The 12,762-nt window shown below is 72.7% G+C and carries 14 protein-coding genes; 8 read left to right on the top strand and 6 right to left on the bottom strand.

All coding sequences use genetic code 11. The annotated features are described in order from the left end of the window. Nucleotides 1-220: 220 nt before the first annotated feature. Complete coding sequence (locus ACGF4F_RS16120; RefSeq protein ID WP_357438514.1) at nucleotides 221-895, bottom strand: response regulator; 675 nt, start codon at nucleotides 893-895, stop codon at nucleotides 221-223. Beyond that, nucleotides 892-2,583 carry an ATP-binding protein gene (locus ACGF4F_RS16115; protein ID WP_393077935.1) on the bottom strand — a complete coding sequence of 564 codons (1,692 nt, stop codon included), beginning with the start codon at nucleotides 2,581-2,583 and terminating at the stop codon, nucleotides 892-894. The genes ACGF4F_RS16120 and ACGF4F_RS16115 overlap by 4 nt, the downstream gene beginning before the upstream one ends. A gap of 72 nt (nucleotides 2,584-2,655) precedes the next feature. On the opposite strand from ACGF4F_RS16115, the gene ACGF4F_RS16110 reads away from it, so the two are divergent. The 6 genes from ACGF4F_RS16110 to rraA are packed head-to-tail and all read left to right on the top strand — an operon-like array spanning nucleotide 2,656 to nucleotide 7,962. After that, nucleotides 2,656-3,663, top strand: a complete 1,008-nt coding sequence (locus tag ACGF4F_RS16110) for a tripartite tricarboxylate transporter substrate binding protein (RefSeq protein ID WP_357438507.1) — start codon at nucleotides 2,656-2,658, stop codon at nucleotides 3,661-3,663. 5 nt (nucleotides 3,664-3,668) lie between these two features. Next, the gene (locus tag ACGF4F_RS16105; protein WP_357438506.1) at nucleotides 3,669-4,385 is read left to right on the top strand and encodes a tripartite tricarboxylate transporter TctB family protein; all 717 of its coding nucleotides are present in this window, start codon (nucleotides 3,669-3,671) and stop codon (nucleotides 4,383-4,385) included. Continuing rightward, nucleotides 4,386-5,888, top strand: coding sequence for a tripartite tricarboxylate transporter permease (locus ACGF4F_RS16100; RefSeq protein WP_357438504.1), 1,503 nt, complete (start codon nucleotides 4,386-4,388; stop codon nucleotides 5,886-5,888). After that, complete coding sequence (locus ACGF4F_RS16095) at nucleotides 5,885-6,277, top strand: universal stress protein (protein WP_073834444.1); 393 nt, start codon at nucleotides 5,885-5,887, stop codon at nucleotides 6,275-6,277. The genes ACGF4F_RS16100 and ACGF4F_RS16095 overlap by 4 nt, the downstream gene beginning before the upstream one ends. A 15-nt stretch (nucleotides 6,278-6,292) precedes the next feature. Next, nucleotides 6,293-7,468 carry an MFS transporter gene (locus ACGF4F_RS16090; RefSeq protein ID WP_357438501.1) on the top strand — a complete coding sequence of 392 codons (1,176 nt, stop codon included), beginning with the start codon at nucleotides 6,293-6,295 and terminating at the stop codon, nucleotides 7,466-7,468. A 14-nt stretch (nucleotides 7,469-7,482) separates the two neighbouring features. Further along, nucleotides 7,483-7,962: a ribonuclease E activity regulator RraA gene (rraA, locus tag ACGF4F_RS16085; RefSeq protein ID WP_357438498.1), complete on the top strand. Its 480-nt coding sequence runs from the start codon at nucleotides 7,483-7,485 to the stop codon at nucleotides 7,960-7,962. A 6-nt stretch (nucleotides 7,963-7,968) separates the two neighbouring features. On the opposite strand, the gene ACGF4F_RS16080 is transcribed toward rraA, so the two are convergent. After that, nucleotides 7,969-8,778 (bottom strand): hypothetical protein, encoded by an 810-nt coding sequence (locus ACGF4F_RS16080; RefSeq protein WP_357438495.1) that lies wholly within the window; start codon nucleotides 8,776-8,778, stop codon nucleotides 7,969-7,971. 74 nt (nucleotides 8,779-8,852) lie between these two features. Here ACGF4F_RS16080 and ACGF4F_RS16075 point away from each other — a divergent pair, with 74 nt between their 5' ends. Together ACGF4F_RS16075 and ACGF4F_RS16070 are read left to right on the top strand one after the other, a co-directional pair. Continuing rightward, nucleotides 8,853-9,797, top strand: a complete 945-nt coding sequence (locus ACGF4F_RS16075; protein WP_357438493.1) for a Ppx/GppA phosphatase family protein — start codon at nucleotides 8,853-8,855, stop codon at nucleotides 9,795-9,797. A gap of 72 nt (nucleotides 9,798-9,869) precedes the next feature. Beyond that, nucleotides 9,870-10,676 carry a sugar phosphate isomerase/epimerase gene (locus ACGF4F_RS16070; protein ID WP_357438490.1) on the top strand — a complete coding sequence of 269 codons (807 nt, stop codon included), beginning with the start codon at nucleotides 9,870-9,872 and terminating at the stop codon, nucleotides 10,674-10,676. A 12-nt stretch (nucleotides 10,677-10,688) separates the two neighbouring features. Here ACGF4F_RS16070 and ACGF4F_RS16065 read toward each other — a convergent pair whose 3' ends face one another. From ACGF4F_RS16065 to ACGF4F_RS16055, 3 genes are read right to left on the bottom strand one after another with little or no spacing between them, the layout of a single operon-like run. Continuing rightward, nucleotides 10,689-11,264 carry a CGNR zinc finger domain-containing protein gene (locus ACGF4F_RS16065; RefSeq protein ID WP_357438487.1) on the bottom strand — a complete coding sequence of 192 codons (576 nt, stop codon included), beginning with the start codon at nucleotides 11,262-11,264 and terminating at the stop codon, nucleotides 10,689-10,691. 19 nt (nucleotides 11,265-11,283) lie between these two features. Continuing rightward, nucleotides 11,284-12,450, bottom strand: coding sequence for a glutathionylspermidine synthase family protein (locus ACGF4F_RS16060; RefSeq protein WP_357438484.1), 1,167 nt, complete (start codon nucleotides 12,448-12,450; stop codon nucleotides 11,284-11,286). 1 nt (nucleotide 12,451) lies between these two features. Beyond that, nucleotides 12,452-12,718 (bottom strand): hypothetical protein, encoded by a 267-nt coding sequence (locus tag ACGF4F_RS16055; protein WP_357438482.1) that lies wholly within the window; start codon nucleotides 12,716-12,718, stop codon nucleotides 12,452-12,454. Nucleotides 12,719-12,762 lie beyond the last annotated feature (44 nt).

Below are 12,762 nucleotides of genomic sequence, written 5' to 3'. Positions count from 1 at the left end.
CTCGTCGCCCAGCACTGGAACAGCTGACAACACAGCCGAGCACCACAGCTGACAACCGAAAGAACGTGAACACGCCGCTGGCCGGCACCCCAAGATGGGTGCCGGCCAGCAGTGTCTCTGGATGCTGGCGCCTGGAAGACCGCGACGCACGGTCGCCCCCAGCCCACAACCGGAACATAGGGCCGCCCCCAGCCGTCAACCGCAGCCCGCAGCGGCCGGCTCAGGCTACCCAGGCGTAGCGGCGTTCCGGCCGGCCGGCCGCGCCGTACTTCAGGGTCACCTCGGCCCGCCCCGTGCCGGAGAAGTGCTCCAGGTAGCGACGGGCGCTGACCCGGGAGATGCCGACCCGGTCGGCGCACTCGCTGGCGGAGAGGGTCCCGGTGTGCCCGCGGAGGGCGCGTTCCACCAGCTCGGCGGTTTCCGGGCTGAGTCCGCGCGGCAGCGCCGGAGTGGTGGCCGTCGAGCCGCTGCGGGAGAGTACCCGGTCGACGTCGGCCTGGTCGGCGACCACCGCCGTACGCAGGGCGGCGCGGCGGGCGGCGTACTGCGCCAGCCGGGTGCGCAGCTCGTCGAAGCCGAACGGCTTGAGCAGGTAGTTGACCGCGCCGTAGCGGACGGCCCGGCGTACCGCCTCGGCCTCGCGGGCGGCGCTGATCACCAGGACGTCGCAGTCGTGCCGGGCGGCCCGGATCCGGGTCACCACGTCGAGGCCGAACATGTCGGGCAGGTAGAGGTCGAGCAGGACCAGGTCGGGCCGGAGTTCCTCGACCGCCGCCACCGCCTGCTCGCCGGTGCTGGCGGTGCCGACCACCCGGAAGCCGTCGATCCGGTCGACGAACCCGCGGTGGATCCGGGCCACCATGAAGTCGTCGTCGACGACGAGCACGTCGATCATCGCGCCTCCTCCAGCATGCTGGCCAGCACCGACATCCGCGCGGTGAACATGGCGCCCTCGGCGGTGTTCGTCACCGCCACCTCGCCGCCGCGACGGTGGCACACCAGGCGGGTGAGCGCCAGGCCGATGCCCCGCTCGCCGCTGTGGGCCGCCTTGGTGGTGAAGCCGTGGGTGAAGACCTCCTGCGCCAGTTCCGGCGCGACGCCGGGGCCGGAGTCGCGGACGACGATCTCCACCGAGGAGGCGTCCTGCCGCAGCTCGACCTCCACCCAGGCGGGCTGCTCCGCCGGGTCGCCGGCCGCCTCCCGGCCGCCCGCCACCGCCTCGACCGCGTTGTCCACCAGGTTGCCGAGCACTGTGGCGACGTCCGCCGACAGTTCCGCCGGCAGCCGGTCCAGCCCGGTCTGCTCGGAGATCCGCAGCTCCACCCGGCGTTCCGCGGCCACCGCCGACTTCGCCATGAGCAGCGCCGCGATCGCCGTGTCGTGGATCCGGCTGGTGACCGTCAGGTCGAGTGACGCCCGGTGCCGGCTCAGCGCGTCCACGTACCGGACCACCTCGTCGTGCTCGCCGATCTGGATCAGCCCGGAGATGGTGTGCAACTGGTTGGCGAACTCGTGGGTCTGCGCCCGCAGCAGCTCGGTGGTGCTGCGGAACGAGCCGAGCTCCTGCTCCAGCCGGGCCAGCTCGGTACGGTCCCGCAGCGTGGTGACCGAGCCCAGCCGGCGGCCGTCCTTGCGGACCGTCATCCGGTTCATCACCAGCACCCGGCCGCGCCGGACCACCACCTGGTCCCGGGCGTCCGGGCCGCCGCCGGCCCCGGCCAGCACGTCCCGCAGTCGGCCGTTGATGCGCAGCTCGCGGAGGCTGCGGCCGAGGCACTCCTCGGGCAGGTCGAGCAGCCGCCGGCCCACCGCGTTCACCAGGGTGACGCGCTGCTGCGGGTCCAGCGCGATCACCCCCTCGGCGATGCCGTGCAGCAGCGCCTCCCGGTGCTCGGCCAGCCCGGCGATCTCCCGGGGCTCCAGGCCGAGGGTCTGCCGCTTGATCCGCCGGGCCAGCAGCCACGATCCGATCACCCCGAGCCCGCAGGCGATGCCCAGGTAGGTGAGCAGGTACGAGGAGGCCCCGACCAGTCGTTCCGACCAGCTCGGCGACTTCTCGCCGACGACCACCACGCCCAGGTACCGGCCGAGGTTCTTCTTCGTCACCGGGTCGTCGCCGAGTACCGGCACCTGCGCCACCAGCTCCTGCGGCCCGTCGACCGCCAGTTCCCCGAACCAGCTCCGGCCCTCCGCGACCCGGGGGTCGCCGAGCCTCACGGGGCTGCCGACCAGCGTCGGGTCCGTCGAGCTGACCACCCGGCCCCGCTCGTTGGCCACGGTCACGTGGGTCACCCCGGACCGGATCAACGTGTTCTGCAGCAGCGGTGCGATCGCCTCGCCGGGCGCCGGTTGGGTGAGCTGGTCGCGCAGCAGCGGGCTGCCGGCGAGCTCTTCGCCGAGCGCGGCGACCCGGCGTCCCTCGACCCGGTTGAAGGTGGCTGCGGACTGGGCCAGCGAGACAGCGGCCACCGCCACCAGCACCACGACGATGATCGCGAGCTGGAGGACGAGCAGTTGCCCGGCGAGCGTACGACGCCGGGACGTGACCGCGACCACAAAGACCTCAACTTCCGCTGGTGACACAACGCAGACAGTTTGCCTGCTCGGAGGCCACCATCTTGCCGCCGGACTCATTCGAAACGGAAGAGAAACATGATGGCAACTAGGAGAAACGTGCTGGTCATGGGCGTGGCCGCCGCTACGGCGCTCGCCCTGGGAGCCTGCGGTGCCACCGCCGACAAGGGTGGGGCCGGTGCCGCCGACGACGGCAAGCCGGTCACCGGGCTGCGGATCATGGTCCCGAACACCCCCGGTGGCGGATACGACACCACGGCCCGTACCGCCGCGAAGGTGATGGAGGACGCCAAGATCGCCACCGGCGTGCAGGTGTTCAACCTGCCCGGCGCGGGCGGCACGGTCGGCCTTCAGCGGACCGTGAACGAGAAGGGCAACGGCAAGCTCGCCATGCAGATGGGGCTGGGCGTGGTCGGTGCCTCGTACACCTCCAAGTCGGCGGCGACGCTGACCCAGACCACACCGCTGGCCAAGATGATCGAGGAGGCCGGCGCCATCGTGGTGCCGAAGGACTCCCCGTACAAGACCATCAACGACCTGGTGGCGGCGTGGAAGGCCAACCCGAAGGGCATCGCCGTCGGCGGCGGCTCCTCGCCCGGTGGCCCGGACCACCTGCTGCCCATGCAGCTCGCCAAGACCGTCGGCATCGACCCCCGCCAGGTCAACTTCGTCTCGTACGACGGCGGCGGCGAGCTGCTGCCGGCCGTGCTCGGTGGCAAGGTGGCCTTCGGCGCCAGCGGCTTCGGCGAGTTCCTCGACCAGGTCGAGGCCGGCCAGATCCGGGTCCTCGCGGTGACCAGCGAGGCGCCGATCGAGGCGCTGAAGGACGTGCCGACCCTGAAGTCCTCCGGCATCGACCTGGTCTTCACCAACTGGCGGGGCATCGTCGCGCCGCCCGGCATCAGCGACGCCGACAAGAAGGTCTGGATCGATGTGCTGACCAAGATGCACGACTCGGAGGAGTGGAAGGCCGAGCTGAAGAAGCGTGGCTGGACCGACGCGTTCATCACCGGTGACGAGTTCGGCACCTTCCTGACCGAGCAGGACAAGGCCGTGGCCGACGTGCTCAAGCAGCTCGGGCTGGCATGACCGGCATGACGACCCGACCGGACCGGGGCGGCGATCCGCCGTCCCGGCCGGCCGTACCCATCGTGCCGGACCAGGCGGCGCCGCCGGACCGGGAGACGGGCGCGCTGCCCCCCGCGCCCGTCCCGGTCGCGGACCCGCCGGCCGCCGACCCGGCGGGGCAACCCGCCGGGTCGGCGGCACCACCTGCGGACACCGGGCCGGACGCCGACGGGACGGCGGCGGAGAGCCCAGCGCCCAAGCGGGACCGGGCGCAGTACGGCGTGTGCGCCTTCCTGGCCCTGGTCGGCGGGCTGGTCATCTTCGACGCGACGACCAGGATCGGGAACGCGATCAACACGGCCGACCCCATCGGCCCCAAGGCGGTGCCGATCCTGCTCGGCGTGCTGCTGCTGATCATCGCGGCCATCTACGGGGTGGACGTGGCCCGCGGCGGCGCCGGCGAGCCGGAGGCGGGCGAGGACGTCGACCTGAGCACCCCGATCGACTGGCGCACGGTGCTGCTGCTGATCGGCGCGTTCCTGGTCAACGCCGTGCTCATCGACCGGCTCGGCTGGGTGATCAGCGGGACGATCCTCTTCTGGGGCTCGGCGTTCGCGCTCGGCAACCGCCACTACGTCCGGAACCTGCTGATCGCCGTCGCGATGTCGCTGATCACGTTCTACACCTTCGCCATCGGGCTCGGCGTCGACCTGCCCGCCGGCGTGCTGCAAGGGATCCTGTAGATGGACAACCTCGCCAACCTGCTCGACGGGTTCGCCAATGTGCTGACCCCGATGAACCTGCTGTTCGCGCTGCTCGGCGTGACCGTCGGCACCGCCGTGGGCGTGCTGCCCGGCATCGGCCCGGCGATGACCGTGGCGCTGCTGCTGCCGGTCACCTACGGGATGGAGCCGGCTCAGGCCTTCATCATGTTCGCCGGCATCTTCTACGGCGGCATGTACGGCGGATCGACCACCTCGATCCTGCTGAACACCCCCGGCGAGTCCTCGTCGGTGGTGACCGCCATCGAGGGCAACAAGATGGCCAAGGCGGGCCGGGCGGCCCAGGCCCTGGCCACCGCCGCGATCGGCTCGTTCGTCGCCGGCACCATCGCCACCGTGCTGTTGGTGGTGGTCACCCCGCCGGTGGTGCAGTTCGCGATCAGCCTCGGCGCGCCCGACTACTTCGCGCTGATGCTGCTGGCCTTCGTGTCCGTCACGGCGGTGCTCGGCGCGTCCCGGGTACGCGGCTTCGCGTCGCTGGTGCTCGGCCTGATGATCGGTGTGATCGGCATCGACCAGTCCGGTCAGCAGCGGCTCACCTTCGGGATCCCGCAGCTCGCCGACGGCATCGACGTGGTCGTGGTGGCGGTCGGCATCTTCGCCGTGGGCGAGGCGCTCTGGATCGCCGCGCACCTGCGCCGCAAGGCCGGCGAGGTGATCCCGGTGGGCCAGCCGTGGATGGGGAAGCAGGACTGGAAACGGTCCTGGAAGCCGTGGCTGCGCGGCACGGCGTTCGGGTTCCCGTTCGGCGCGGTGCCGGCCGGCGGGGCGGAGATCCCCACGTTCCTGTCGTACGTCACCGAGAAGAAGCTCTCGAAGCACAAGGAGGAGTTCGGCCGGGGCGCGATCGAGGGCGTCGCCGGGCCGGAGGCGGCCAACAACGCCTCGGCCGCCGGCACCCTGGTGCCGATGCTGGCCATCGGCCTGCCGACCAACGCCACCGCCGCGGTGATGCTGGCCGCCTTCCAGGGGTACGGCATCCAGCCCGGCCCGCTGCTCTTCACCCGGGAGTCCAGCCTGGTCTGGACGCTGATCGCCAGCCTCTTCATCGGCAACCTGCTGCTGCTGGTGCTCAACCTGCCGCTCGCCCCGGCCTGGGCGCGCCTGCTGCGGATCCCGCGCCCCTACCTCTACGCCGGGATCCTCTTCTTCGCCTCGATGGGCGCGTACGCGGTCAACGCCCAGCCGTTCGACCTGTTCCTGCTGCTCGCGCTCGGCCTGCTCGGCTTCGGAATGCGGCGCTTCGGGCTACCGATCCTGCCGCTGATCGTCGGCATCATCCTCGGCCCGCGTGCCGAGCTGCAGGGCCGGCGGGCGTTGCAGCTCTCCGGCGGTGAGCTGCACGGGCTGCTCGGCGGTTGGGTGTCCTGGCTGATCTACGCCGCGATCGCCGTGGTGCTCCTCTGGCCGCTGGTCGGGCGGTTCGTGGTCCGTCCGCTGCGGGGAAGGTTGGTGACCGGATGACCGTGCTGGTGGGCTATGTGCCGTCGCCGTTGGGCGAGGCGGCCCTGCGGGCGGCGATCGAGCAGGCGAGGTTCCGCGAGGAGCCGATCCTCGTGGTGAACACCTCCCGCGGCGACGCGTACGCCGACCCACGCCTCGCGCAGGAGCCCGATCTCGAGCGGGTCACCCGCGAGCTGACCGCCGCCGGGGTGCCGCACAACGTGCGGCAACTCGTGCGGGGGCGGGACGCGGCCGAGGAGATCGAGGAGATCGTCGAGGCGGAGGACGTGTCGCTGGTGGTGATCGGCATCCGGCACCGCACCCCGGTGGGCAAGCTGATCATGGGGTCGACCGCGCAGGAGATCCTGCTCCGGGTGCCCTGCCCGGTCCTCGCCGTGAAGGCCGGCTGAGTGGCGCCCGGGAGCTTGACCGCTCCCGGGCGCGCCCAGACCGCCCTGCTGCTCGCACACACCGTCGTGCTGCAGGCGGTCACCTTCATGCTCCGGCCGGCATCCGCGTACCGGGCGCTGGAACTGGACGTGCCGGGAGCCTGGCTGGGCGTGCTCGGGGCCAGCTTCGCCGTCGTACCGCTGGTGCTGGCCGTGCCCAGCGGCCACGCGGTCGACCGGTTCGGCGAGCGCCGGGTGGCGCTCGCCGGGTCGGCCCTGCTCGCCGCCGCCGGACTCGCCTTCGTGCTCTTCGCCGGCTCGGTGGCCGGCCTGGTGCTGGCCAGCATGCTGCTCGGCACCGCGCATCTCTGCGCGGTGGTGGCCCAGCAGGCGCTGGTCGCCAACCGCACCCCGGCCGACCGGTACGACGCGGCCTTCGGCTACTACACCTTCGCCGCCTCGCTGGGGCAGGCGCTCGGGCCCGGCCTGATCGTGGTCTTCGGCGGGGACCGGCCGATCCCGGACACCCGGGCCATCTTCCTCGGCGCCACCGCGCTGGCCGTGCCCCTTCTGGCCGCCGCCGCGTTTCTCCGCCCGTCCGCGCACCATCAGACGGCGGCCGGGCCGGACGCCGGGGGGATGCGGGACCTGCTCCGCCAGCCGGGGCTGGTGCGTGCCCTCACGGTCAGCTGCGTGGTCCTGGCGGCGGTCGACATCACCCTGGTCTACCTGCCCGCCCTCGGCGCCGAGCGGAGCATCGCGGCCGGCGAGATCGGCGTACTGCTCGGCCTGCGCGCGGTCGCGTCGATGGTCTCTCGGCTGGGGCTCGGCCGGCTGGTCGCCGCGATCGGCCGGCGCTGGCTGCTGATCGGCACGGTCGCACTCTCCGCCGCCGGGCTGGCGCTGCTGCTGCCGCCGCTGCCGTTCTGGGCGATGGCCGTGGTCGTCACCGTCGCCGGCCTCGGGCTCGGCGCCGGGCAGCCGCTCACCATGTCGTTCCTGGCCGAGTCGGCGCCGCCCGGGCTGCGCGGCCGGGCGATGTCGCTCCGACTCACCGGCAACCGGCTCGGCCAGGTGCTCATCCCCAGCGCCGCCGGCGTGCTGGCGGCCGGCGCCGGGGCGGCCGGCGTGCTCGCCTGCACCGCCGCGGGCCTGGCCGGCGCGGCCGTCGCCGCCACCGGCCTGCACCGTACGGATCCGAACCCGGACTGAGCGAAAGGACCACCATGGAGACACCCACCACCGCCGACCTCTACGACCGGTACGGCGAGACCCTCGGCTCGTGCGACACCCAGCTGCGCCAGTTCGGCGGGGTGCCAACCTTCGGCGGACCGGCCGTGACGGTGCGCTGCTTCGAGGACAACGCCCTGGTGAAGTCGATCGTCGCCGAACCAGGGGAGGGTCGCGTCCTGGTGGTGGACGGTGACGGCTCCGTGCACACCGCCCTGATGGGTGACCTAATCGCCGGCACGGCGGCGGAGAACGGTTGGGCCGGCGTGGTGATCAACGGCGCGGTCCGGGACGTGGCCGCGCTGCGTACCCTCCCGATCGGCATCAAGGCGCTCGGCACGAATCCGCGCAAGAGCGCCAAGACCGGCGCGGGCGAGCGGGACGTGCCGGTGTTCTTCGGCAACTGCGTCTTCGCGCCGGGCGCGCACGTCTACAGCGACGACGACGGGGTGGTCGTCCTGCCCGCGTCGGCGTAGCCGGGCTCAGCCCTCGCTGGCCGGATGGGGGGCGACCTGGCCCTGGCGCAGCCGGGCCGCGCACAGCTCCGCCAGCTTCGCGTACGCGGCTGCGCCGATCAGCGCGGTCAGCTCCGGGCCGTACGAGACGTACATCGGCTCGGCGCCGACGTGCGCGTCGGTGGAGGAGGTGCACCACCAGTCCAGGTCGTGCCCGCCGGCGCCCCAGCCCCGCCTGTCGAACTCGGCGAGCGTGGAGATCAGCACCTTGGTGTTGTCCGGCCGCTTGTGCCAGTCCTGGTCCCGGCGGATGGGCAGCTGCCAGCAGACGTCCGGCTTGTATTCCAGCGGGTGCGCCCCGTCACGCAGGGCCTGGGCGTGCAGCGCGCAACCGCCCCCGCCCGGGAAGTCGGCGTCGTTGAGGAACACGCACGGCGAGTCGGCGTCCCGGGTGGCGGTACGCCGGGCCGGGTTCTTCCCGTCGATGGTGTCGTTCTCGGTCCAGTTCTTGAAGCCCTTGCGGAAGTGCTGCCAGGTCTCCGGGGTGAGCCGCTTGACCGCGGCGCGCACCCGCTTCTCGTCGTCGGAGTCGGTGAAGAACGCCCCGTGCGAGCAGCAGCCGTCCGCGCCCCGGCCGGCGATGATGCCGTGGCAGCCCTTGCCGAAGATGCACGTCCAGCGGGAGAGCAGCCAGGTCAGGTCGGCGCGGACAATGTGCTTCTCGTCCGCTGGGTCGACGAACTCGATCCACTCCCGGGGGAAGTCCAGCTCCACCTCCCGGCTGCGCGGGTCGTCGGGGTCGTCCACCAGCACCTGCAGCTCGATCTGGCCTGTCACCCGGACCAGCGTACGCGTGGTCGGCCCGGCCGGCCGGCGAGCCGCCGAAACGTGTTGGCCCTAGGGTCGTCAGCATGCGACTGGGTGTCCTCGACGTCGGTTCGAACACGGTGCATCTGCTGGTGGTCGACGCCCACCACGGGGCGCACCCCTGGCCGGCGCACTCCGAGAAGGTGGTGCTCCGGCTGGCCGAGCAGATCGGCCCGGACGGCGCGCTGACCGAGGCGGGCGCGGACGGGCTGGCCAAGGCCGTCGGCATGGCTCGCGCGGCGGCGGCCGGGCTGGCGGTGGACGACCTGCTCGCCTTCGCCACCTCCGCGGTCCGGGAGGCCACCAACGCCGGCGAGGTGCTGGCCCGGGTCCGCGACGAGACCGACGTACGGCTGGAGGTGCTCTCCGGCGCGGACGAGGCACGGATGACCTTCCTCGCGGTCCGGCGGTGGTTCGGCTGGTCGGCCGGGCGGCTGCTGGTGCTGGACATCGGTGGCGGCTCGCTTGAGTTGGCGGCCGGCATCGACGAGGAGCCGGACGTGGCGGTGTCGCTGCCGCTCGGCGCCGGGCGGCTGAGCCGGGAACGGCTGCGGGTGGACCCGGCCGGGTCCGTGCCGCCGTCCGCCGAGGCGGTGGAGGAGCTGCGGGAGCACGTCCACACACTGCTCGACCCGGTGGTGAAGCAGTTGGCCGAGGTGGGCTGGGAGCGGCCGGTCGCCACCTCGAAGACGTTCCGGACGCTGGCCCGGCTGGCCGGGGCCGCCCCGTCGGGCGCCGGGCTGTGGGCCCCGCGCAGCCTGACCCGGACCGGGCTGCGGCAGGTGCTCGGCTTCATCCGGCACATCCCGCCGGCGCAGCTGTCCGAGCTGGAGGGGGTGAGCGCGGGGCGGGCCCACCAGCTGCTGGCCGGCGCCGTGGTGGCCGAGGCGGTGCTGCGCCGGCTCGACGTGGACCGGTTGGACATCTGCCCGTGGGCGCTGCGGGAGGGGGTCATCCTCCGCCGGCTCGATCAGCTGGCGCCGATGTGACCCGGGTCGTTCTGGGCGGTTTGGGGATGCTCGTCCTGATGGGCTGCGGCGGAGGCGGTTACCCTGAAGGGTGTGACTACCCGCGTGCCGGTGCTCCTCTCCAGTTCCTCGGTCTTTCCTGAGCGGACCGCGGCGGCGTTCCAGCTGGCCTCGGCGCTCGGGTACGACGGCGTCGAGGTGATGGTCTGGACCGACGTGGTGAGCCAGGACCCGGGCGCGCTGCGCGGCCTGGCCGACCACTACGGCGTCCCGGTCCTCTCGGTGCACGCCCCGTGCCTGCTGGTCACCCAGCGGGTGTGGAGTCCCGATCCGTGGGAGCGGCTGCGCAAGGCCGCCGAGCTGGCCGAGACGCTGGAGGCACCCACGGTCGTGGTGCACCCGCCGTTCACCTGGCAGCGGGACTACGCCCGCAACTTCGCCGACGGCCTCGACACGATCGCCGGGCAGTTCGGCGGGCTGCGCTTCGCGGTGGAGAACATGTATCCGGTGCGGATGGCCGGCCGGCAGTTCGTCCCGTACGTCCCGGGCTGGGACCCGACCGACACCGGCTACGCCGCGTACACCCTGGATCTCTCGCACTGCGCCGCCTCGCACACCGACGCCCTGGCGATGGCCGACCGGATGGGGTCGGGCCTGGCCCACGTGCACCTGGGCGACGGCACCGGCGAGGGGCGCGACGAGCACCTGGTGCCCGGGCGTGGCGGCCAGCCCTGCGCGGAGCTGCTCCGCTCGCTGGCCGGCCGTGGCTTCACCGGCTCGGTGGCGGTGGAGGTCACCACCCGGGGCGCGAAGAGCCGCGCGGTGCGTGAGGCCGACCTCCGCGCGGCGCTCGAGTTCGCCCGCGCCAACCTCACCGCCCCGTCCCCGGTCGACGCCTGACCCTGGTGCGGGTCAGCTGACCGGGGCGAGCGGTTCCGACTGGGCCGGGACCGGCAGCTGGTCGCCGACGGCGGCCCGCTTCCGGGCCCGGTGGGCGGCCACATGCGAGCGGGTGGCGCAGCGTTCCGAGCAGAACCGCCGGCAGCAGTTCGACGAGGTGTCCAGGTAGACGTTGCCGCAGCGCTCGTCGGCGCAGACGCCGAACCGGGCGCTGCCGTACTCGCAGAGCCAGACCGACAGGCCCCAGACCGCGCCGGCCAGGTATTCCGACGAGACCGAGGCGCCCCGGCTGGTCACGTGCATGTGCCAGTCGCTGGAGTCGTGGCCGGAGATGCGCGGCTGCACCGGGAACGCCTCCAGCAGCGTGTTCAGTTCCGCCACCGCCTCGGCGTCCCGGCCCGAGGTGCCGTACTCGAAGACGTCGCGCAGGCGCTTCTGCGCCCGCCGGAGGATCGCCAGGTCCCGCTCCGTGACCTCGTCGCGCATCCACGCGTTCTCGTCCGGAAACAGGGTCCGCAGGTCGTCGAGGTCGTCCAGACGGGTGTTGACGAGATCAACTCCGGTCCGGGCGTACGCGTCGAAGTTCACGAGACCAACGGTAGACGACTCACGGCGTTCGCGGCGCGTCGATGTAGTGGGGGAGGAACCGGGCGTAACTGTCGGTGATGAGGCTCGCGCTCTCGCGCACCCCGGCGCCGGCCGACTCGCCGTCGACGATCCAGCTCCCCAGCACCGTGTGATTGCCGGCGAAATCGGGCAACGCGCGGAACTCCTGGTAGCAGAAGCCCTCGTCGCCGTACCTTCCGGGATTGGTGATCTCGGTGCCTCCGGTGACGATGCGGACGGCCGCGCCCTCCCGGCCGAGCAGCGGCTTCGCCACGTACTCGGTCATCCCGCGCGGCGAGTCCAGGTATGCCGGCAGCAGGTATTCGTGCTCCGGGTACAGCTCCCAGAGCACCGCCAGCAGCGCCTTGTTCGACAGCAGCAGCTTCCAGGCCGGCTCGATCCAGGTGGTCGGGGTGCCCGGTGCCAGCGCGGGCGGCCCGTACGGCTCGGCCAGCATCCACTCCCACGGGTAGAGCTTGAAGCAGGTGGTGATCGGCCGGTCGGCGGCGTCCACGAAGCGCCGCCCGTCCCAGCCGATCTCCTGGATCGGCATGAGCGTGACGTCCAGCCCGGCCTGGCGGGCCGTCTCGGCGAGGTAGCCGGCGGTGATCTGGTCCTCGCCCGACTCCTCCTCCGCGGACCAGACCACGTGCACCCGCCGGTCGTGCAGGCCGGCACCGATCTTCGCCCACGCCCCGACCAGCCGCTCGTGCAGGCTGTTCCACTGGTCCGCCGCGGGCCGGATGTTCTCCAGCCAGTACCACTGGACGATGCTCGCCTCGACCAGCGCGGTCGGGGTGTCGGCGTTGTACTCCAGCAGCTTCGGCGGCCAGGACCCGTCGTACCAGAGGTCGAAGCGGCCGTAGAGGGTCGGCGGTGCCTCGCGCAGCGACCGGGCGACCGCCTCGGCGGCCCAGGCCGGGATACCGAACTCCGCGTACCGGTTGCGGGCCACCACGTGCTCGGCGGCGGCCACCGACATCCGGTGCAGCTCCTCGGTCGCCTCCTCCAACCGGAGAACCTCGTCCAGCCCGAACGCGTACGCCGCGGTCTCGTCCCAGTACGACATCACCCCGCCGTCGGGCAGTTCGGTGTCGACGTACACCAGACCTTGGGAGCGGATGGTGGCGTCCCAGCCGGGGCGCGGGACGCTGGCCTCGCGCCGCACCTCAGCCGCCGCAGGAGGCGAGGTGGGTGCCGAAGCCGCCGCGCGCGGGCAGCGCCGCGGCGACCGGCGGGGACGTGTCCCGCGCGGCGGCGGGTGCCGGGGCCCGCAGTGCCAGCGCGACGTTGTCCCCGCCACCACCGACCGGGCCGAGGGCGCAGTCGTCATCGTCGTCGGTCAGGTTGCAGCCGGAGAGGGCGAGCGCCAGGGCGGTCAGCGCGCCGAGCTGCACGGTGGCCGACCGGAGGCGGCGGCGGGGGTGTCGTTCCACAAGATCCTTGTAGCCCATCCGCGCCAGCCCGGCTGCCCCTCGTT

The organism is Micromonospora sp. NPDC047740, from assembly GCF_043204735.1.
Lineage (GTDB): Bacteria > Actinomycetota > Actinomycetes > Mycobacteriales > Micromonosporaceae > Micromonospora.
Note: the sequence above shows the minus strand (reverse complement) of the source record. Positions and strands in the feature narration are given on the sequence as shown.